The following is a 20,369-nucleotide window of genomic DNA, read 5'->3' on the forward strand; positions in this document are numbered from 1 at the left end:
TTTTGACCATTGATCAATTTGAAATCGGACACTCGAGGTTTACATATGAACAAAAACAGAGGGTTTACGCCTCTGGCGGTCGTTCTGATGCTCTCAGGCAGCTTAGCGCTTACAGGATGTGACGACAAACAGGCCCAACAAGGGGGCCAGCAGATGCCAGAAGTTGGGGTTGTGACGCTCAAAACCGAACCTCTACAGATCACAACTGAACTCCCGGGTCGTACCAGTGCTTTCCGAATTGCGGAAGTTCGTCCTCAGGTGAGCGGTATTATCCTGAAGCGTAATTTCGAGGAGGGTAGTGATATCGAAGCAGGAGTGTCTCTCTATCAGATTGATCCTGCGACGTATCAAGCTACTTATGAAAGCGCGAAAGGCGATCTGGCGAAAGCCCAGGCCGCAGCCAGCATCGCTCAGGTAACGGTTAACCGTTATAAAAAGCTGCTGGGAACGCAGTACATCAGTCAACAAGATTACGATCAGGCGCTGGCCGATGCGCAACAGGCGAATGCTGCCGTGGTTGCCGCGAAAGCCGCCGTTGAAACAGCGCGCATTAACCTGGCGTACACCAAAGTGACCTCTCCTATTAGCGGCCGTATTGGTAAATCGGCCGTGACGGAAGGCGCACTGGTGCAAAACGGCCAGGCGACAGCGCTGGCAACCGTGCAGCAGCTCGATCCTATCTATGTTGACGTGACGCAGTCGAGCAACGACTTCCTGCGCCTGAAACAAGAACTGGCTAACGGAACGCTGAAACAGGAAAACGGCAAGGCGAAAGTCGAACTGGTGACCAGCGACGGCATTAAATTCCCGCAGACCGGTACGCTTGAGTTTTCAGACGTGACTGTCGATCAGACCACCGGTTCTATCACCATCCGCGCCGTCTTCCCTAATCCGGATCACACCTTACTGCCAGGAATGTTTGTACGTGCACGTCTGGAAGAAGGAACCAACCCTACTGCGTTACTGGTACCGCAACAAGGCGTGACCCGTACGCCGCGTGGCGATGCAACAGCACTGGTTGTGGGGGCTGATGACAAGGTGGAAACCCGTCAAATCGTTGCCAGTCAGGCGATTGGCGATAAATGGGTGGTCACTGACGGACTTAAATCGGGTGATCGCGTCATTATCTCTGGTTTGCAAAAAGTTCGCCCTGGCGTGCAGGTAAAAGCGCAGGAAGTAACATCTGACAATCAACAACAAGCCGCGAACGGTGGCAAGTCAGAGCAAACAAAGTCTTAACTTAAACAGGAGCCGTTAAGACATGGCTAAGTTTTTTATCGATCGCCCTATCTTTGCATGGGTTATCGCCATCATCATCATGCTGGCAGGGGGTCTTGCGATCCTCAAATTGCCGGTGGCGCAATATCCAACGATTGCTCCACCTGCAATCACGATCTCTGCGAGCTATCCTGGTGCTGATGCGAAAACGGTTCAGGATACCGTGACGCAGGTTATCGAACAAAATATGAATGGTATCGATAACCTGCTCTATATGTCCTCAACCAGTGACTCTTCAGGTACCGTTCAGATTACGATTACCTTTGACTCCGGTACGGATGCGGATATCGCTCAGGTTCAGGTGCAGAACAAGTTGCAACTGGCGATGCCGTTACTGCCGCAAGAAGTACAGCAACAGGGCGTGAGCGTTGAGAAATCCTCCAGTAGCTTCCTGATGGTTATGGGGATGATCAGTACTGACGGCTCTATGACGCAAGAAGATATCGCGGACTATGTCGGTGCAACGGTTAAAGATCCTGTCAGCCGTACCAGCGGCGTGGGTGATGTCCAGTTGTTTGGTGCGCAATATGCGATGCGCATTTGGATGGATCCGACCGAGCTTAATAAATACCAGTTAACGCCGGTCGACGTTATTGCGGCAATCAAAGCGCAAAACGCCCAGGTCGCAGCCGGTCAGCTCGGTGGTACGCCGCCGGTAAAAGGTCAGCAGCTTAACGCATCCATTATTGCCCAAACCCGTCTGACCTCGACCGAAGAGTTCGGCAAAATTTTGCTGAAAGTGAATCAGGATGGTTCTCGGGTTCGCCTGAGTGATGTGGCTCGTATTGAACTCGGTGGCGAGAACTATGATGTCATCGCGAAATTCAATGGGCAGCCGGCATCGGGTCTTGGGATCAAACTGGCAACAGGCGCGAACGCGCTGGATACGGCAAACGCAGTACGCGCGACAATTGCGAAACTGGAACCTTTCTTCCCGCACGGTCTGAAAGTCGTTTACCCGTACGATACGACACCTTTCGTTAAAATCTCGATTAACGAAGTGGTGAAGACACTGGTCGAAGCTATCGTACTGGTATTTATCGTTATGTACCTGTTCCTGCAAAACTTCCGCGCGACGCTGATTCCTACCATCGCCGTGCCGGTCGTTCTGTTAGGGACATTTGCAATACTGGCAGCATTTGGTTTCTCAATAAATACGTTAACCATGTTTGGTATGGTTCTCGCGATAGGCCTGCTGGTTGACGATGCCATCGTGGTGGTTGAGAACGTCGAACGCGTCATGGTTGAAGAGGGATTACCGCCTAAAGAAGCAACGCGAAAATCGATGGGTCAGATTCAGGGCGCCCTGGTCGGTATCGCGATGGTATTGTCGGCGGTATTCATCCCAATGGCTTTCTTTGGGGGTTCAACCGGGGCGATTTATCGTCAATTCTCTATTACCATCGTTTCGGCAATGGTGCTTTCTGTACTGGTGGCGATGATCCTGACCCCTGCGCTTTGCGCCACTATGCTTAAACCTGTGGCTAAAGGCGATCATGGAGAAGGCAAAAAAGGCTTCTTCGGCTGGTTCAACCGCATGTTCGATAAGAGCACGCACCACTACACCGACAGCGTAGGCAACATCCTGCGCAGTACGGGTCGTTACCTGCTGCTGTATCTGATCATCGTGGTCGGCATGGCGTTTCTGTTCGTTCGTCTGCCAAGTTCCTTCCTGCCAGATGAAGACCAGGGTGTATTCCTGACCATGGCACAGCTTCCGGCTGGTGCTACGCAGGAACGTACGCAAAAAGTCCTTGATGAAGTCACGGACTATTACCTGAAGGATGAGAAAGCCAACGTTAACTCTGTGTTTACTGTAAACGGCTTTGGTTTCTCGGGTCGTGGCCAAAACACCGGCCTGGCGTTCGTTTCTCTCAAAAATTGGGAGGATCGTCCCGGTGAAGAAAATAAAGTGCCTGCCATTGCAGCACGTGCAAGTGCGCACTTTGCTTCCATTAAAGATGCAATGGTCTTTGCCTTTAACCTGCCAGCAATCGTGGAACTGGGTACCGCTACCGGTTTTGACTTCCAGTTAATTGACCAGGCAAACCTTGGCCATGACAAACTCACGCAGGCGCGTAACCAGCTGTTCGGCGAGATTGCGAAGCACCCCGATCTGTTAGTCGGTGTTCGTCCTAATGGTCTGGAAGATACCCCGCAGTTCAAAATTGATATCGACCAGGAAAAAGCGCAGGCGTTGGGTGTTTCCATTAGCGATATTAATACCACGCTGGGTGCCGCATGGGGCGGAAGCTACGTAAATGACTTTATTGACCGTGGTCGTGTGAAGAAAGTTTACGTGATGTCCGAAGCGAAATACCGCATGTTGCCGAACGATATTGGCGACTGGTATGTGCGCGGCGCAGATGGACAGATGGTACCGTTCTCTGCCTTCTCATCATCACGTTGGGAATACGGTTCACCGCGTCTCGAACGCTATAACGGTCTGCCTTCGATGGAAATCTTGGGTCAGGCGGCCCCCGGTAAGAGTACTGGTGAAGCAATGGCAATGATGGAAGAGCTGGCAAGTAAGCTACCATCCGGTATCGGCTACGACTGGACGGGGATGTCCTATCAGGAACGTCTATCCGGTAACCAGGCCCCTGCCCTGTATGCCATCTCACTGATCGTCGTCTTCCTGTGTCTGGCTGCGTTGTATGAGAGCTGGTCAATTCCGTTCTCCGTTATGCTGGTGGTTCCGCTGGGGGTTATCGGTGCGCTGTTGGCTGCCACCTTCCGTGGATTAACCAACGACGTTTACTTCCAGGTTGGCCTGCTCACCACCATTGGGCTATCGGCGAAGAACGCGATATTAATCGTCGAATTCGCCAAAGACCTGATGGATAAAGAAGGCAAAGGTCTGGTTGAGGCAACGCTGGAAGCGGTACGTATGCGTCTACGCCCAATTCTGATGACGTCTCTGGCGTTCATTCTGGGCGTTATGCCGCTGGTTATCAGCTCCGGTGCCGGTTCCGGTGCGCAGAACGCCGTAGGTACTGGCGTAATGGGCGGGATGGTCACCGCGACGGTTCTGGCTATCTTCTTCGTTCCGGTCTTCTTTGTAGTGGTACGCCGCCGCTTCAGCCGGAAAAGTGAAGATATTGAGCACAGTCATACCGTAGAGCATCACTGATACTCATCTGATAAAAGGTCGCGCAAGCGACCTTTTTTTCGAATGAAATCCGCAAAAGCGCTTATTGATACCTTGTTGACTTTTGGTTGGGGATAATAAAGGTTATAATCCACAAGAGGATAAAGGCTATTTCTGACAATTTGGCTTATGGCTTATTCCCTGCTTAATAATTCATTATTAAGACAATTCCTGGGGATAAATCTGTCTTTGACCTGGCGCCAGTGCGAGCGATGAGGATGAGAAAGAGTAGATAATCTGATGAATTGCAAAATAATCACGTAATTATCTCATTCCGCAATGGGTTGGCGACATGCTATAATGGCTAAAAGGTATGAATCTGTGCTTTCTCTCGTATTACATTAATTGTAATTTTTCGTAATATAACGATGAAATCTTTTTTAGAGTAGATTATAGTTAAATCATCAGGCGTAGAAGGCAGTTCCAGGTCAGTTAGTTGTACCCATCCCGAAAGGTGTTCGGTTAGTTTAAGCCACTAAGAAGGGGATGCGTTATGGATGAATACTCACCCAAAAGACATGATATAGCGCAACTTAAATTTCTTTGTGAAACGCTTTATCACGACTGTCTTGCAAACCTTGAAGAAAGCAATCATGGCTGGGTTAACGACCCAACCTCGGCGATCAACCTTCAACTCAACGAACTGATAGAGCATATTGCAACCTTCGCACTTAATTATAAAATTAAGTATAATGAGGACAATAAGCTGATTGAACAGATTGACGAATATCTGGACGACACATTTATGTTGTTCAGCAGTTATGGCATTAATGCGCAGGATCTGCAGAAATGGCGGAAATCGGGTAATCGCTTGTTCCGCTGCTTTGTGAATGCCACCAGGGCTAATCCTGTTAGTTTGTCTTGTTAAAAATTATTACAATCATAGGTAAGATTTATGTCCGATAAACCATTAACTAAAACTGATTATTTGATGCGTTTGCGACGCTGTCAGACAATTGACACACTTGAGCGTGTGATCGAGAAAAATAAATATGAATTATCTGACAATGAATTGGCTGTATTTTACTCAGCCGCCGATCACCGTCTCGCAGAATTGACGATGAATAAACTTTACGACAAAATCCCTTCCTCCGTCTGGAAATTCATTCGTTAATTTGATTACTGTCCATCAGGAAATACGGATGTTTTCCTGGGGAACATTCTTCATACTTGCAATAACAATAGCATGACTATTGTGACCTCTATCACGGTATAGTTCAGGGATCGTTCCCTGATTATCGCTGTCCCTCTACTGTATTGCCTCACAGGTGAACAGTCAGAGAGCGCAGAATGAGTGAAGAGAAACGGAAAATGATAGCGGGTGAACGGTATCACCCGGCAGATGAAACCCTGCGCCAGGACCGACTGCAGGCGCGTCGATTCGTTCACCGCTACAATCACACCGCCCCGGAAGAAAAAGCAGAACGGCTGGCTATTCTCCACGCCCTGTTAGGCCAGTGCGACCACCCTTATATCGAGCCGTCATTCCGCTGTGACTACGGTTACAATATCTTTCTGGGAAAAGAATTTTACGCAAACTTTGACTGCGTCATGCTCGACGTCTGTCCGATTCATATTGGTGATAACTGCATGCTGGCTCCCGGCGTTCATATCTACACCGCCACACATCCGCTGGATGCGGCAGAGCGCACTAGCGGGCTGGAATTCGGCAAACCCGTCACGATTGGCAATAATGTCTGGATTGGTGGACGTGCGGTCATCAATCCCGGCGTCAGCATTGGTGACAACGTGGTTGTCGCCTCCGGTGCGGTAGTGACCAAAAACGTACCTGACAACGTGGTAGTAGGCGGTAACCCGGCACGGATTATTAAAACACTGTAACCAAAATTGTAACTGTTATGCTAAATAGTGGTTAATCTGTTACTTTTTTCACGTTAATTGCCCACTTAAAATAGGGCGTTCCCCTGTAAGTAGCGAAAATCACGAAGGCAAAAAATGACAGAAATACAACGCCTGCTCACCGAAACCATCGACGATCTGAACGTGCGTGAGAAGCGCGATAACAAGCCCCGCTTTAGCATCAGCTTTATCCGCAAACATCCCGGTTTGTTTATTGGGATGTATGTCGCCTGGTTTGCCACGCTGGCGGTTATGCTGCAATCAGAGACGCTGGTTGACTCAGTCTGGCTGCTGGTGGTGCTGTTTGTCATCCTCAACGGTTTTTTCTTTTTTGATGTCGCCCCACGCTATCGCTATGAGGATATCGACGTGCTGGATTTCAGGGTGTGTTACAACGGCGAATGGTACAACACCCGGTTTGTGCCTTCTGCGCTGATTAGCACCATCCTTCACTCCCCGCGCGTTGCCGATGAACACAAAGCACAATTGCAAAAGATGTTGATGCGTAAGGGCGAACTGTCGTTTTACGACATCTTCACCCTTGCTCGCGCAGAAGCCACGTCATAACCGGTTAGTGATGCCGGACAGGCATTTTCCCTATCCGGCCCTCTCCTCTCTTTAACGCCGTTTTTTTCTTCCCTGTACCGCTTTAAAGCGCGGGTTGCTCTTACAAATCACATACAGACGCCCTTTCCGCTTGACTATCTGACAGTCCGGATGGCGCTGCTTTGCGCTACGTAATGAATTCAAGACCTGCATAGTATCCTCATCACTTTCGATATTGTGTAATAATATAACATTACTTTATCGTTGAACGCACGACAGTTCAAACCTTTCTGCATAACGCACGTTCTTTCGCGGTGAAAACAGCAAAAACCCTCACGCTCATCAAAAAAACGTGCAGATTAACGACATCATTTACAGGGCTTTTTTCACGATCGGATATACTTTCTCTACAATGCGTTATTAAGGATATTTGCGTGAGAACACGACATCTGGTCAGTCTGGTGACAGGAGTGCTTATCCTCGCCGTGTTGGTGCCGGTCGGTTTGAGTATTTGGCTTGCTCATCGCCAGGTCGAAAAGAAATTCATTGAGGAACTGGACACCTACTCATCGCGCGTCTTTGAACGCACCGAGCGCGTGGTTATTCAGGCCAAAGACGCGTTAAAGCAGATCGAAACCGTGAGCAGCGCACCCTGTTCACGTGAACACTTACTGGCGATGCGACGTATCTCCTACAGCTATCGCTATGTTCAGGAAGTGTTATATCTGGAAAATAACATGCCGCGCTGTTCCTCACTGGAACAGGAGAGCCATACCGCCGCTTTTCCTCCGCCCATGAAAATCACCGATGATGGTTACCGCGCATGGTTTACCGCGCAGAATGATCTGGGAATCGAACGCTATATGGCTGCGCTGGGAACCGAGCATTACATCGTCATGATCGATCCGGCCTCCTTTATTGATGTTGTCCCCTTTGGCGCATGGCAGATCGATGTTGCAATTATTGGCGTAAAACGCAATACCGTCATTGCCAGCAGCAGTGCGCTTGCACCGAATATCCTGCAATTTACCCAGGAAACCACGCCTCGCCACCTGGAAAGTCATGGCATTATTTATGAAATGCGCCCCTTCCCGGAAATGGGCATTACCATCGTCAGTTGGGCTTCCACCCTTCCGCTGCAGAAAATCTGGTATCGGCAGGCGCTGATCTGGGTTCCCATCGGTATTCTGATCGGTTTGCTGGCTGCCGCCTTTATTCTGCGTATTCTGCGCCGCCTCCAGTCCCCCCATCACCGTTTGCAGGACGCCATCAATAACCGGGACATTAAGGTTCACTACCAGCCCATCATTTCGTTATCTAGCGGGAAAATCGTCGGTGGGGAAGCGCTGGCGCGCTGGCCACAAACCGATGGTAGCTACCTGTCACCCGATATTTTTATCCCCCTGGCCGAACAGACCGGACTGACCGGGCAACTCACCCGGTTAATTATCGAAACGGTGTTTGAGGATATGGGGAAATGGCTGAAGCAGCATCCCGAACAGCATATTTCCATTAACATTGAAGCGGCGGACCTCGCCTCTGAAAAACTCCCGACACTGCTGAGTAAACTGCTTAACCGGTATCAGCTTGCCCCCTCACAGATTGCTCTGGAACTGACGGAACGGGGATTTGCCAATCCGAAAACCAGTTCCCCCATCCTCGCCCGCTACCGTAAGGCGGGACATGCCATCTATATTGATGATTTCGGCACCGGCTATTCCAGCCTCAGTTATTTGCAGAATCTGGACGTGGACATCCTGAAAATCGACAAATCGTTTGTCGATGCGCTGGAGTACAAGAACGTGACGCCGCATATCATTGAGATGGCTAAAACGCTGAAGCTAAAAATGGTGGCGGAAGGGATTGAAACGGCCAATCAGGAAGACTGGCTGCGCCAGCACGGCGTCCATTACGGACAGGGTTGGCTTTACAGCAAAGCGCTGCCCAAAGAGGCCTTTATTCTGTGGGCGGAAAAACGCTTATAACGCGGAGATGGCTGGCGGCACGCCGCACAGCCAGTCACGTTAATCGTCGAGAATAGGTGAGAATCCGCCGTAAATCATGCGTTTACCATCAAACGGCATCGACTCACCGAACGCCTTCATGCGCGGATCGGACATCATCTTCTGATTCGCCTCATCCCGCACTTCTTTCGACGGGTATTCAATCCAACTGAATACCACCTCTTCGTGATCCTCGGCTTTCACCGCCATGCGAAAATCGGTGAGTTTGCCATCTGGCACATCGTCGGCCCAGCATTCCACAATGCGGAGCGCACCAAATTCCTTGAACAGCGGTGCTGCTTTTGCCGCCATCGCCTTATAAGCCTCCTTGTTTTCGGCAGGTACGGCAAGGACAAAACCATCCACGTACTTCATGAGAATAACCTCCGAAGTTTACTGCGCAGCAAGCCGATTCCAGCCGCGTCAGTCGTGAATAAGTGTAGTCGCCCTCTGCTTACTATGCCGTCTGAATCCGGGCCCGAGGTTTATAGCGAAACCACGGCAGGCAGATCTGGATCAGCGGCCCAATCGCCAACGCATACAGCACGGTTCCGACGCCAAGCGTACCACCGAGCAGCCAACCGCTCAGTAAAACAGAGACTTCAATCGCCGTTCGGATTGTACGTACCGACCATCCCGTGCGGGCGTGAATACCGGTCATCAGACCGTCTCTCGGCCCGGCACCAAAGCCCGCGCCAATATACATGCTTGTCGCCAGCGCGTTCACCACCACGGCCGCCACCAGCATAAGGCTACGCACAGCGAGTGAGGAAAACGCCGGCATCACTGCCAGCGCGGCATCAGCGGCAAGTCCTATCACAATCACGTTGCTGAGAGTGCCCAGACCGGGACGTTGACGAAGAGGGATCCACAACAGAAGTACCAGCGCACCGACAATAATCATCACCACGCCAATCTTGATCGAGAACAGATTCGCCAGCCCCAGATGGAACACGTTCCACGGATCGGCACCTAAATCCGCGCGCACGAACATCGCGGTTGATACCCCATACAGAGCCAGCCCCAAATAAAGTTGAACCAGACGACGCCCCATTTTCACCCTCCTCGTTCAGATAGCCTTCATCATCGCTGTAATTGGCACTATGATTAATGACCAGTTTTGAAAAAGTGGACTGCAATGTCATCACGTCGTTATGGAAGCCAATCTCTCCAGCGCCTGCTTGGGCACTGGCAGGACAGCTCGGCAAGAACTCCGCTCTGGCGGCAACTGGCTGAAGCGTTACGTCTGCTGATCCTCGACGGGCGTCTGGCGCTCGACAGCCGTTTGCCCGGGGAACGCGAACTGGCTACGGTACTTGATGTCAGCCGGACCACCGTAGCCAGCGCGCTGGCGCAATTGCGGGAAGAGGGATATCTGGAGAGTCGTCATGGCAGTGGGTCGCGCGTAATTCTGCCAGGTCATATCCGTGAAGTGCCGACGCGTGCCGGTACCACGATGGCGTTAGATCTCTCCACCGCCGCCCTCAGTGCGGGGCCTGAAATCCATCAGGCTTATCAACAGGCGCTGGTTGCGATGCCGCCGCATTTGCTGACGTCGGGCTATCAGCCACAGGGATTACTCTGTTTACGTGAGTCACTTGCCCGTCAGTACTGTGCGCGAGGCCTTCCGACAACGGCGGATGAAATCATGGTGGTCAACGGTGCGGTCAGCGGTCTGGCGCTTATCCTGCGCTTATTGACCGGACCCGGCGATCGGGTGGTGGTTGATCATCCGACGTACCCGCTGGCGATTGCGGCCATTCAGGGCGCTTCCTGTCGCCCTGTGGGCGTGTCATTACCCGAAAAGGGTTGGGATACGGATGGACTTGCCGCCACCATCGCCCAGACGGCACCGAGAATAGCCTATCTGATGCCGGATTTTCACAATCCCACCGGGCGGTGTATGGATGATGAGACGCGACAAGTCGTTGCGAATATCGCCGCCCGTACGCGTACGACGCTGGTAATCGACGAAACGATGATGGACCTCTGGTACGACGCCCCACCGCCTCCGCCGATAGCAGCATATCACCGCGACGCTCCGGTGATTATGCTGGGCTCGGCGAGCAAGAGTTTCTGGGCAGGATTACGACTGGGCTGGGTACGTGCGCCATCACGCACCATCACGGCGCTGGTGCAGACGCGGGATACGGTCGATTTGGGCTCGCCAGTCATCGAACAACTTGCCACCACGTGGCTACTGGATCATGCCGATTCCTTTTTGCCGCAGCGCAGGCAGCAGCTTGCCGCACGCCGCGCGCTCTGCGACACGCTGATGCGCACGCACTTCCCCGAGTGGCGTTATCAACAACCACAGGGCGGTTTATCCTTCTGGGTGGAGCTGCCGGATACGCTGGCGACGCTTTTCGCCACGCGGGCGGAAAGCGTCGGGATTCAACTGGGGACAGGCACCCGCTTTGGGCTTGCGGGCGCGTTTGATCGTTTCTTACGTATGCCGTTTGCCTTGCCGGAAGAGACTCTTCGCACGGCGATTACCACTCTGGAGCCGATCTGGGAAACACTGCGTCTGCAGTCCAGTAGCGGTAAGATGCGTAAGATTATTTAATGCTGACGGGGCACCGGAAAACCCTTGAGCGAAATCACAAAGTTATCGCCCTCTTTTTTTATTTTGGCACCGGCATCACACCAGTCTGAGGCAATGCGGAAAAATTCATCACTGCCGACATTCCAGCTCAGACAAACATGCTTAACATAACCCGAGCGGAGCAATTCACAGGCTTCGCCATAGTTACTGGCGATGGAGAGCGTTTGCTGTTTCATTTTTTCTTCTTCAGTAGTCTGCGCAATGCTTTGATTTCTTTAGGAGTCAGTGGCTCAACCAACGACTCTTCCGTGTGTTGACTATCGATATCGCCAGCCGAGACCCCCACCTCTGCCGCAACGTCGAAGGCAATCAGCAGCAGTTTTTCTGTCGTGATGCTTAAATTCTCATTATTGAGTTCAGCGTAATGACGCAGTTTTTCTTTTAACGTCTCATCAATTTTGACATTCAGTACTGCAGTAGCCATCGTAAGAATCCTTGTGGACAGGCAAAAGCACGGTTCCGGCGACGACTGAATCGCCACGGCGTGAAAAGAGAATTGAGCGCCAGGATTTAACATCCCAAAAACACTCTGCCAGTATTTGATGACAAAAAAATGACAAAACCATGACAACAACAAGAAGAAAAACGAAGATGTGATGCCGCGCGGCACAAATGGGTGGGGGCCCTGCCAGCTACATCCCGGCACACGCGTCATCTGCCTTGGCTGCTTCCTTCCGGACCTGACCTGGTAAACAGAGTAGCGTTGCGGGAGAACCAACAGAGCCCCCATTGAGAGCGTTGTTAACCAACGCGCAGGCGCATTATCACTGCTGCCCCCTGTAATTGCAAGCCATCGGCGGTCAGATGCTGGTTTCTTGCGCAATGGAACTTCCCGCGCCCGCCATTCCAGATTATGCTGAAGGATTACCGCAGGAAGAGACCATGGACAGACAAGACACTTTCCCTCAGCGCGTCTGGCAAATTGTTGCCTCTATTCCCGAAGGCTGCGTTACGACTTATGGCGACGTCGCGTTGCTCGCGGGTTCTCCGCGCGCGGCCAGACAGGTCGGCGGCGTACTCAAACGCTTACCTGAAGGCAGCACCCTACCCTGGCATCGGGTGGTGAATCGGCACGGCGCAATTTCGCTAACCGGTCCGGATCTACAGCGACAACGGCAGGCATTACTGGCGGAAGGTATTGTGGTGTCCGGGGGCGGGCAGATCGATTTGCAGCGGTATCGCTGGCATTATTGACCCTCTCCGGGGGGAGAGGGTCAGACAGGCTTTAGTACTGCGTCGGGGCAGGCACCGCTGAAGACGGGTTGACCTGCGTGGGCGAGGTTGAAGGCACAGTCGTTGCTGCCCCACCGCTTGCCTGCACAGGAACTTCCGTCTGCTGAACCGGTACCAGCGTCAGATCGGCTTTCGTGCCGCCCTGATTGATGACCGGCTGAACGGTATCGGTAATAAACACCAGTTTGTCATTCACCGTAATTGCCGCACTCAGCAGAATACGGGCATTCGGCTGCACGTCAGCCGGGTTAAACGGCAGGACGAAGCTGAATGGCGCCTGTTTCCCTTCGGTACGAACCGCTTTCTGGGACAACACTTTCGACGGGGCGTCGGCGAGCGATGCATCTGACAGGGTCACGGTCAGCACGGCGTCAGGCGGCAATGCCACTTTCTGACGGATCCATACGGTACCCGAGACATTAGGTTGTGCAATAGCAGGCTGTGTGGCCGTTGCTGAAGTATTTGGGTTCGGCGCTGGCGTCTGGATATCTGCGCTTTTATCCGCACAGGCGGCCAGAGCAACCGCAACCGCTAAACCACTTACCATGTGCATGAGCTTCATTAAATTCTCCTTATCATCTCTGCACCAGCGGGCTTTCCTCCCGCCGGAAGAGTGGTTAACAAAAACGTAACGTAGCTAAGTGTGGCACATATCACTTATTTTTGCCTGGAATCGGTCAGTTTTTCAGACTATTGCACCCATCGGACCACTTCCAAAATTGCGTTATACTTTCCTATCTCGCTTCGGCGTCGTTGTTACCTGGAGAGCATGTATGAGTCAGGCACTGAATAATTTGCTGACATTGTTGAATCTGGAAAAAATTGAGGAAGGACTCTTTCGGGGCCAAAGTGAAGACTTAGGGTTGCGTCAGGTATTTGGTGGACAAGTGGTCGGTCAGGCGCTGTATGCGGCGAAAGAAACGGTACCAGAAGAACGCCTGGTCCACTCGTTTCACAGCTATTTTTTACGCCCCGGCGATAGCCAGCGACCGATTATTTATGACGTGGAAGTCCTGCGCGACGGTAACAGCTTCAGCGCCCGCCGCGTTGCCGCTATCCAGAACGGGAAGCCCATCTTTTATATGACCGCCTCATTCCAGGCGCCGGAGCCCGGCTTCGAACATCAAAAAACCATGCCGTACGCCCCCGCGCCGGAAGGATTAACATCAGAAACCGACATTGCCCGCACAGTCGCGCACCTGCTGCCGCCAATTTTAAAAGATAAATTTCTCTGCGATCGCCCGCTGGAAGTACGTCCTGTTGAATTTCACAACCCGTTAAAAGGCCATGTGGCAGAACCCACACGCCAGGTGTGGATCCGCGCAAACGGTGCGTTACCCAACGACATCCGCGTCCATCAGTATCTGTTGGGCTACGCCTCCGACCTCAATTTCCTGCCCGTTGCCCTGCAACCTCACGGCATTGGTTTCCTGGAAAAAGGGATTCAGATTGCCACGATCGACCATTCCATGTGGTTCCACCGTCCGTTCGATTTGAACGAATGGTTGCTGTACAGCGTGGAAAGCACGTCAGCCTCCAGCGCTCGCGGGTTTGTCCGTGGCGAGTTCTACACGCAGGATGGCAAGCTGGTGGCCTCGACCGTGCAGGAAGGGGTGATGCGCAATCACAACTGAAAAAAAGCCGGATAGCGCTCACGCGTATCCGGCTGGTTCAGTTTGCCGTTTGCAGGCCGGATAAGATGCGTTAGCATCGCCATCCGGCACATTAACAAATCAGGCGTTGTAGGCATTCTCGCCGTGGCTGTTCACATCCAGCCCTTCGCGCTCTTGCTCTTCCGGTACGCGCAGACCGACGGTAAGATCCGCCAGTTTGTAGCCGATGAAGGCCACGACGCCAGACCAGACGATGGTGATAGCAATACTCTCAAGCTGTACCAGCAGCTGATGACCCATCGTTACCCCTTCAGCGAAGCCCACGCCGCCCAGCGCGCTTGAGGCAAAGACCCCGGTCAGAATACAGCCGACAATCCCGCAGACACCGTGAACGCCGAACACATCGCACGGGTCATCAACACGCAGCAGACGTTTGAGTATTGTCACGCCCCACAGCCCGGCTACGCCCGCCACCACGCCGATGATTAACGCACCGCCGACGCCGATGTAGCCACAGGCAGGCGTCACACCAACCAGACCGGCAATCGCTCCTGAGCACGCCCCCAGCAGAGACGGTTTACCGCGCAGCGCCCACTCGCCGAAGATCCAGCCGAGGATCGCGGCGGCCGTGGCAACAACGGTATTCACAAAGGCCAGCGCGGCAATTTCGTTCGCCGTCCCCGCCGATCCGGCGTTAAAACCGAACCAGCCAATATAGAGGATCGCGGTACCGGTAAAGACCATCGGCAGGTTGTGCGGTTTGAAGGCTTCTTTGCCGAAACCCACGCGTTTGCCAATCAGGTAAGCCCCCACCAGACCTGCAATCGCGGCGTTGATATGCACGACAGTACCGCCCGCAAAGTCCAGCGCACCGTGCGATCCCAGCAAGCCGCCGCCCCACACCATATGGGCAATCGGAATATAAGAGAGCGTCAGCCAGACCACCACGAAGATCAGGACGGCAGAGAAACGGATGCGTTCCGCCAGCGCACCAACAATCAGCCCGACCGTGATGCAGGCAAATGATCCCTGGAAAGCAACGTGAATATACTGGTAGATACTGCCCATTACGGCGGTCAACTCAATGTTTTTCAGCATCACCCAGTTGAAGTTACCGAAGAAGCTGTTTCCTTCCCCGAACGCCAGAGAATAGCCGAACACCACCCACATAATGCACACCAGCGCAAAGGTGACGGTGACCTGCGTCAGCATCGACAGGACGTTCTTCCCGCGGATCAAACCGCCATAGAACAGGGCGATACCCGGTATGGTCATAAACAGCACCAGCGCGGTACAAATCATCATAAAGGCGTTATCGGCTTTATCTGCCACTGCCGGAGCAGCCATTGCGAGACCTGGCAGCAGCGCCAGCGAAGCAAGGCCCGTTTTCATCGTTGCTATCTTCATTTTGTCGTTTCCCGTTACTGTGTGCCAGGCTTTACAGCGCCGCTTCGTCAGCTTCGCCGGTGCGAATACGAATGACGCGTTGCAGCTCCGCGACGAAAATTTTGCCGTCGCCAATTTTTCCGGTATAGGCCGCCTTGCTGATGACATCGATCACTTCATCCAGTTGGTCGTCGGCAATGGCCACATCAATCTTCACTTTAGGCAGGAAGTTGACGCTGTACTCTGCACCCCGATATAACTCGGCATGACCCTTCTGACGTCCGAACCCTTTCACTTCGGTGACGGTCAGCCCTTGAATACCAATAGAAGAGAGCGCTTCGCGAACGTCTTCCAGTTTGAACGGTTTGATTACCACGGTAACCAGCTTCATAGATCCCCTCCAGTCAGAATTCGGCATATGGTGCGACTACACGACTGAGGTATTGCAAGGGGTATGCCAGAATTGAAAAAGCGGAGTCAGTGTCTGTTCTACAGCCTGTCTGGCAGGCGATTCAGAAAGGAAAGCAGAGCGGGAAAAGAAAAACGCACCATGACAGTGCATGATGCGTTACATTTTTGCACCACCGCCGAAACGGCCCGGCAGCGGCGGTGCATCAGGCGGGAAGCGATTCCTCGCGAACGCTGGCTGCCAGCTCTTCGCCGGCAAGCTGGAGCTGATACATCTGCCAGTAGCGTCCTTGCGCCGCAAGCAGTTGCTGATGCGTACCACGCTCTACCGCTTGTCCACGATGAAGCACCAGAATGGTGTCCGCCTCCACAATGGTCGACAGCCGGTGCGCAATCACCACCAGCGTGGTGTGTTCGCGTACGGCGGCCAGCGCGTGCTGAATGGCCTGCTCAGTACCCGAATCAATACTGGCTGTCGCTTCGTCGAGGATCAGGATCTGCGGCGTTGCCACCAACACCCGCGCCAGCGCCAGCAGCTGTTTCTGCCCGACAGAGAGAGTATTCCCCTGTTCGCCAAGTTGGGTATGAATGCCCTCACTCATCCCGCGCGCCAGCTCTGCCAGTTGCACCGTCTCCAGCGCCTGCCACACCTGCTCTTCGGTGATATCCCGCCCCAGCGTCACGTTCGCCAGGAATGAATCCGCCATCACCACCGGATCCTGCTGTACCATCGCCACACCCTGACGTAACACGCTATGGCTCAGCGAATGTAATGGGCGGCCGTCAAGGCGAATCTCCCCCTGACTTAGCGGGTAGTAACCCATCAGCAGGCTGGCGAGGGTACTTTTACCGCTGCCGGTATGCCCCACCAGCGCGACAAAACTGCGGGACGGTACGGAAAGACTGACATTTTGCAGCACCAGATTATCGTCGCGATAGGCGAACGACACATCCTCAACGTCAATCTGTCCGGACGCCAGCGGGCGCGGGTCCTGCCCGTAACGCTGGCGCGGCCCGTCCATCAGTTCAAACACGCGCTCCCCGGCCACCACGGCCTGCTGCAACATCGACTGCTGGGTGGTCAGTTCGATCAGCGGTTCATTCAGGCGTCCCAGATAACTGATAAAGGCGTAGAGCACCCCCACTTCTATTGTCCCTGCCGAGGTAAAACTGAACAGCATCAGCAGGCCACAGAGAATCAGCGCGGAAAACAGGCTCAGCAGAGGCCGCAATAAGAAGCCATCTAAACGCAGCGTCTGCATACGTGCCAGATAATGCGAGCGGCTGGCTTCACCCATGCGTTCACCAAAACGCGCCTGCTGGCGAAACTGCTGAATCACGCTCATACCGTTGATGACTTCGTTGAAGCCGTCGTTGATATCAGCGAGATAAGCCCGCACGCGGCGGACAATCGGCGTGCTGTAACGCTGATAAATAATCATCACCACCAGCACCGCCGGGAAGATCAGGACTGCCACCAGCGCCATGCGCCAGTCGAGACTGAACATCGCCACCAGCATCGCGCCAATCAGCGCCGCGCTGCGCAGTACCGTCGCCACCACCGTAACATACAGATCGCGGATCACTTCGGTATCGTTGGTGACGCGCGAAATGAGTTGCCCGACGGGCTGCGTGTCAAACTCACTCAACGGCTGGCGCAGCGCGGCATCCATCACGTCGGTACGCAATTGCTGCACTACGCCGACTGCGGCGCGGTTAAACAACAGCGACTGTGCATAATGCAGGCTGGCGGCGAGAATCTGCAGCCCGAGATAGGCGGCAATCAGCCCGGCCACCATTCCCAGCGGCAGGTTATTTTTAGCCACCATATTGTCGATAAAATAGCTGATCAGCAGCGGCCCGCTGACTTCTGCGGCCGCCGCGACCCATAGCATAATCACCGCAATGCCTAGCGGTTTTCGCCACGGAGATCCATAGGCCAGCAGGCGTTTGAGGGTCGGCCATAACTGCCCAAAACTACGCATTTGCCGCCTCCTCGTCATTTTCCGGCGCATCATCGAGCGCCGCTTCCAGTTGCTGATAGCGGTACATATCGCGATACCAGCCCGTCTGCTGCACCAGCGCCTCGTGGTTGCCGCGTTGAGCGATATGCCCGTGCTGCATCACGATGATTTCACTCGCTTCGGTCAGCGCCGAGAGACGGTGCGCGCTGATAATCACCGTTCGTCCTTCTCCCCACTGGCGCAGATTGTGCAGTATCTGATGCTCCGTGCGCCCGTCCACCGCCGACAGAGCGTCGTCCAGGATCAGGATTTCGGCATTCAGCAATAGCGCCCGCGCAATAGAGATACGCTGTTTCTGCCCGCCGGAGAGCATCACGCCACGCTCGCCGACTTCGGTGTCGTAACCCTGCGGCAGGCGGAGGATATCCTCATGTACGCTGGCTAAACGCGCCACATGTTCAATGTCCTGCTGGGTGGCGCCAGGGCAGCCCAGCGCAATATTATTAGCGACAGTATCCGAAAACAGAAATGGCGTCTGACTGACCACCGCCAGCCGGCTGCGCCAACTGTCCAGTTGCAGGCGCGGCAGAGGAATGTCATGAAAGCGGATATCCCCCTGGGTGATATCGAAATGGCGCTGAATCAGCGACAACACGGTACTTTTACCCGCGCCGGTCGGCCCGCAGATGCCCAGCATCTGCCCAGGCTTAAGCTGAAAATTGACGTTTTCCAGCGTCGGATGCGCGGTTTGCGGGTAGCTAAACGCGCGGATCGCCACCGCCAGCGTACCCCGCCCTTCCGGCACCGGTTCGCTCCCATCATTCACCACCGGCGCTTCGGCCAGCATCGCACGAATACGACCGTAAGCCGCGCTGCCGCGCTCCACGATGTTAAACATCCATGCCAGCGCCAGCATCGGCCAAATCATCAGCCCGAGATACATCATAAAGCTGGTCAGTTGTCCCAGCGTCAGCGAGCCTTGCACAACCATCCAACTGCCGCCGCCGATAGCCAGCAGGTTCGCCGTGCCGATGGCGATATAAATCGTCGGATCAAAACGGGCATCGATACGCGCCACGCGCATGTTTTTCTTCCCGGTATCATCCGCGTCAGCCGCAAACAGCGCGGACTGCCGATCTTCCAGCCCAAAGGCTTTGATCATGCGAATACTGGTCAGGCTCTCCTGGGTACGGTCATTGAGACTGGAGAACGCCGCCTGCGCCAGTCTGAAACGGTCATGCAGACGATCGCCGTAGCGTTTGATCATCAGCGCCATCACCGGCATCGGCAGCAGGGCAAACAGCGTGAGCTGCCAGCTGATCTGCGTGGACATCACGATCAGCACCGCACAGCCCATCACCAACGAGTCCACCAGCGTCAGAACCCCTTCCCCGGCGGCAAAGACCACGCGATCAACGTCATTAGTGGCGCGAGCCATTAAATCACCCGTGCGGTGGCGCAAATAAAATTCGGGATGCTGGCGACTGAGCTGGCGGTAATAATCTTCGCGTAGCTCCACCGCCAGTTGGTAAGAAGCACCAAACAGCAGCACGCGCCAGACGTAGCGCAGCAGATAGACCACGATGGCAATCAGGGCGATGGTGCCAATCCACATCATGATCTGTTGCGCCGTGAAGTGTTGTGTGGACACGCCATCCACCACAATACCGACCACTTTTGGCGGAATGAGTTGCAGAATAGCGATGAGGATAAGCAAGGCAACCGCCCCGAGGTAGCGACGCCACTCCCGGCGAAAATACCAGCTTAATTGAGCAAATAATCGCACGTAATATGTCCTGACCTGATTTTCCGGCAAATCGTGCCGGGAGAGTTATTCGATTGGCAGCGCAGTTGTGTATTTAATCTGTTCCATGGCAAAGCTCGACGTCACGTCCGACAGACCGGGAACGCTGTTTACCAGACGCTTGTAGAAGTCGTCATATCGCTTCATGTCGGCCACCTGAACCCGCATCAGGTAGTCGTACTCCCCGGCCATGCGCCAGAAGCCCAGCACTTCAGGCATCTCACTGACCACCGTCACGAAGCGGCAATACCAGTCACTGCTGTGATGCTGGGTTTTGATGAGCACAAAGGCGGTTAATCCCAGCCCCAGTTTTTCCGGGTCCAGCAGCGCGACTCTACCGACGAGAATCCCCTCATCTTCCAGGCGCTTGAGGCGCTTCCAGCAGGGTGTGGTGGTCAGATTAACGGCATCTGCCAGCGCCTGCAAAGAGAGGGTGCAGTCCTGCTGCAATAATGCAAGCAGCTTACGGTCAATTTTATCTAGCATACCGGCCCCTCAGAGAAGAATTTTCTCCATAC

Annotated in this window: 21 protein-coding genes and 1 other RNA gene; 10 read left to right on the top strand and 12 right to left on the bottom strand. The window is 53.7% G+C overall.

Going from position 1 to position 20,369, the window contains the following annotated elements:
• Positions 1-45 precede the first annotated feature (45 nt).
• The 6 genes from acrA (at position 46) to KE671_RS09105 (ending at position 6,856) form a co-directional block, all read left to right on the top strand.
• Positions 46-1,239, top strand: coding sequence for a multidrug efflux RND transporter periplasmic adaptor subunit AcrA (gene acrA / locus KE671_RS09080; protein WP_206162643.1), 1,194 nt, complete (start codon positions 46-48; stop codon positions 1,237-1,239).
• Between the two features lie 22 nt (positions 1,240-1,261).
• The gene (acrB, locus tag KE671_RS09085) at positions 1,262-4,411 is read left to right on the top strand and encodes a multidrug efflux RND transporter permease subunit AcrB (RefSeq protein ID WP_206162644.1); all 3,150 of its coding nucleotides are present in this window, start codon (positions 1,262-1,264) and stop codon (positions 4,409-4,411) included.
• Positions 4,412-4,922: 511 nt separating this feature from the next.
• Positions 4,923-5,297, top strand: a complete 375-nt coding sequence (gene tomB / locus KE671_RS09090; protein WP_042324455.1) for an Hha toxicity modulator TomB — start codon at positions 4,923-4,925, stop codon at positions 5,295-5,297.
• Positions 5,298-5,324: 27 nt separating this feature from the next.
• On the top strand, positions 5,325-5,543 hold the full coding sequence (locus tag KE671_RS09095; protein WP_001280991.1) for an HHA domain-containing protein: 219 nt from the start codon (positions 5,325-5,327) through the stop codon (positions 5,541-5,543).
• Between the two features lie 176 nt (positions 5,544-5,719).
• Positions 5,720-6,271 (top strand): maltose O-acetyltransferase, encoded by a 552-nt coding sequence (gene maa / locus KE671_RS09100; protein ID WP_206162645.1) that lies wholly within the window; start codon positions 5,720-5,722, stop codon positions 6,269-6,271.
• A gap of 114 nt (positions 6,272-6,385) precedes the next feature.
• Positions 6,386-6,856, top strand: a complete 471-nt coding sequence (locus tag KE671_RS09105; protein WP_206162646.1) for a YlaC family protein — start codon at positions 6,386-6,388, stop codon at positions 6,854-6,856.
• A 51-nt stretch (positions 6,857-6,907) separates the two neighbouring features.
• Here KE671_RS09105 and ykgO read toward each other — a convergent pair whose 3' ends face one another.
• Positions 6,908-7,048 (bottom strand): type B 50S ribosomal protein L36, encoded by a 141-nt coding sequence (gene ykgO / locus KE671_RS09110; RefSeq protein ID WP_003859006.1) that lies wholly within the window; start codon positions 7,046-7,048, stop codon positions 6,908-6,910.
• Positions 7,049-7,269: 221 nt separating this feature from the next.
• Here ykgO and KE671_RS09115 point away from each other — a divergent pair, with 221 nt between their 5' ends.
• Positions 7,270-8,820: an EAL domain-containing protein gene (locus KE671_RS09115; protein ID WP_206162647.1), complete on the top strand. Its 1,551-nt coding sequence runs from the start codon at positions 7,270-7,272 to the stop codon at positions 8,818-8,820.
• A gap of 39 nt (positions 8,821-8,859) precedes the next feature.
• Here the strand turns inward: KE671_RS09115 and KE671_RS09120 are convergent, their stop codons facing one another.
• A complete protein-coding gene (locus KE671_RS09120) occupies positions 8,860-9,213 on the bottom strand; it encodes a DUF1428 domain-containing protein (RefSeq protein ID WP_206162648.1) in 354 nt (117 codons plus the stop codon).
• 82 nt (positions 9,214-9,295) lie between these two features.
• Positions 9,296-9,892: a YczE/YyaS/YitT family protein gene (locus KE671_RS09125; RefSeq protein WP_206162649.1), complete on the bottom strand. Its 597-nt coding sequence runs from the start codon at positions 9,890-9,892 to the stop codon at positions 9,296-9,298.
• Between the two features lie 84 nt (positions 9,893-9,976).
• On the opposite strand from KE671_RS09125, the gene KE671_RS09130 reads away from it, so the two are divergent.
• Positions 9,977-11,404, top strand: coding sequence for a PLP-dependent aminotransferase family protein (locus KE671_RS09130; protein ID WP_206162650.1), 1,428 nt, complete (start codon positions 9,977-9,979; stop codon positions 11,402-11,404).
• On the opposite strand, the gene KE671_RS09135 is transcribed toward KE671_RS09130, so the two are convergent.
• From KE671_RS09135 to ffs, 3 genes are all read right to left on the bottom strand, one after another.
• Entirely contained in the window at positions 11,401-11,619 is a 219-nt protein-coding gene (locus KE671_RS09135; protein ID WP_043001564.1) for a hypothetical protein, read from the bottom strand. The genes KE671_RS09130 and KE671_RS09135 overlap by 4 nt on opposite strands.
• Positions 11,616-11,867, bottom strand: a complete 252-nt coding sequence (locus KE671_RS09140) for a hypothetical protein (RefSeq protein WP_206162651.1) — start codon at positions 11,865-11,867, stop codon at positions 11,616-11,618. Before KE671_RS09140 ends, KE671_RS09135 begins: the two co-directional genes overlap by 4 nt.
• Before the next feature lie 199 nt (positions 11,868-12,066).
• Positions 12,067-12,163: signal recognition particle sRNA small type (ffs, locus tag KE671_RS09145), an RNA gene on the bottom strand.
• A gap of 84 nt (positions 12,164-12,247) precedes the next feature.
• Between ffs and KE671_RS09150 the strand changes: the two genes are divergently transcribed.
• Positions 12,248-12,637, top strand: a complete 390-nt coding sequence (locus KE671_RS09150) for an MGMT family protein (protein WP_206162652.1) — start codon at positions 12,248-12,250, stop codon at positions 12,635-12,637.
• 31 nt (positions 12,638-12,668) lie between these two features.
• On the opposite strand, the gene KE671_RS09155 is transcribed toward KE671_RS09150, so the two are convergent.
• Positions 12,669-13,238, bottom strand: coding sequence for a YbaY family lipoprotein (locus KE671_RS09155; protein ID WP_206162653.1), 570 nt, complete (start codon positions 13,236-13,238; stop codon positions 12,669-12,671).
• A 211-nt stretch (positions 13,239-13,449) separates the two neighbouring features.
• On the opposite strand from KE671_RS09155, the gene tesB reads away from it, so the two are divergent.
• Positions 13,450-14,310 carry an acyl-CoA thioesterase II gene (gene tesB / locus KE671_RS09160; protein WP_206162654.1) on the top strand — a complete coding sequence of 287 codons (861 nt, stop codon included), beginning with the start codon at positions 13,450-13,452 and terminating at the stop codon, positions 14,308-14,310.
• A gap of 99 nt (positions 14,311-14,409) precedes the next feature.
• Here tesB and amtB read toward each other — a convergent pair whose 3' ends face one another.
• The 5 genes from amtB to decR all read right to left on the bottom strand — a co-directional run bounded on the left by amtB (position 14,410) and on the right by decR (position 20,337).
• Positions 14,410-15,696, bottom strand: a complete 1,287-nt coding sequence (gene amtB / locus KE671_RS09165; protein ID WP_206162655.1) for an ammonium transporter AmtB — start codon at positions 15,694-15,696, stop codon at positions 14,410-14,412.
• A gap of 31 nt (positions 15,697-15,727) precedes the next feature.
• Positions 15,728-16,066, bottom strand: coding sequence for a P-II family nitrogen regulator (glnK, locus tag KE671_RS09170; RefSeq protein ID WP_002891893.1), 339 nt, complete (start codon positions 16,064-16,066; stop codon positions 15,728-15,730).
• A 223-nt stretch (positions 16,067-16,289) separates the two neighbouring features.
• Positions 16,290-18,068: a SmdB family multidrug efflux ABC transporter permease/ATP-binding protein gene (locus KE671_RS09175; RefSeq protein WP_206162656.1), complete on the bottom strand. Its 1,779-nt coding sequence runs from the start codon at positions 18,066-18,068 to the stop codon at positions 16,290-16,292.
• The gene (locus tag KE671_RS09180) at positions 18,061-19,833 is read right to left on the bottom strand and encodes a SmdA family multidrug ABC transporter permease/ATP-binding protein (protein WP_206162657.1); all 1,773 of its coding nucleotides are present in this window, start codon (positions 19,831-19,833) and stop codon (positions 18,061-18,063) included. The genes KE671_RS09175 and KE671_RS09180 overlap by 8 nt, the downstream gene beginning before the upstream one ends.
• A gap of 45 nt (positions 19,834-19,878) precedes the next feature.
• Positions 19,879-20,337, bottom strand: a complete 459-nt coding sequence (gene decR / locus KE671_RS09185; RefSeq protein WP_206162658.1) for an Lrp/AsnC family transcriptional regulator — start codon at positions 20,335-20,337, stop codon at positions 19,879-19,881.
• Positions 20,338-20,369 lie beyond the last annotated feature (32 nt).

Origin of the sequence: Citrobacter amalonaticus (assembly GCF_018252635.1) — a bacterium.
Classification (GTDB): domain Bacteria; phylum Pseudomonadota; class Gammaproteobacteria; order Enterobacterales; family Enterobacteriaceae; genus Citrobacter_A; species Citrobacter_A amalonaticus_E.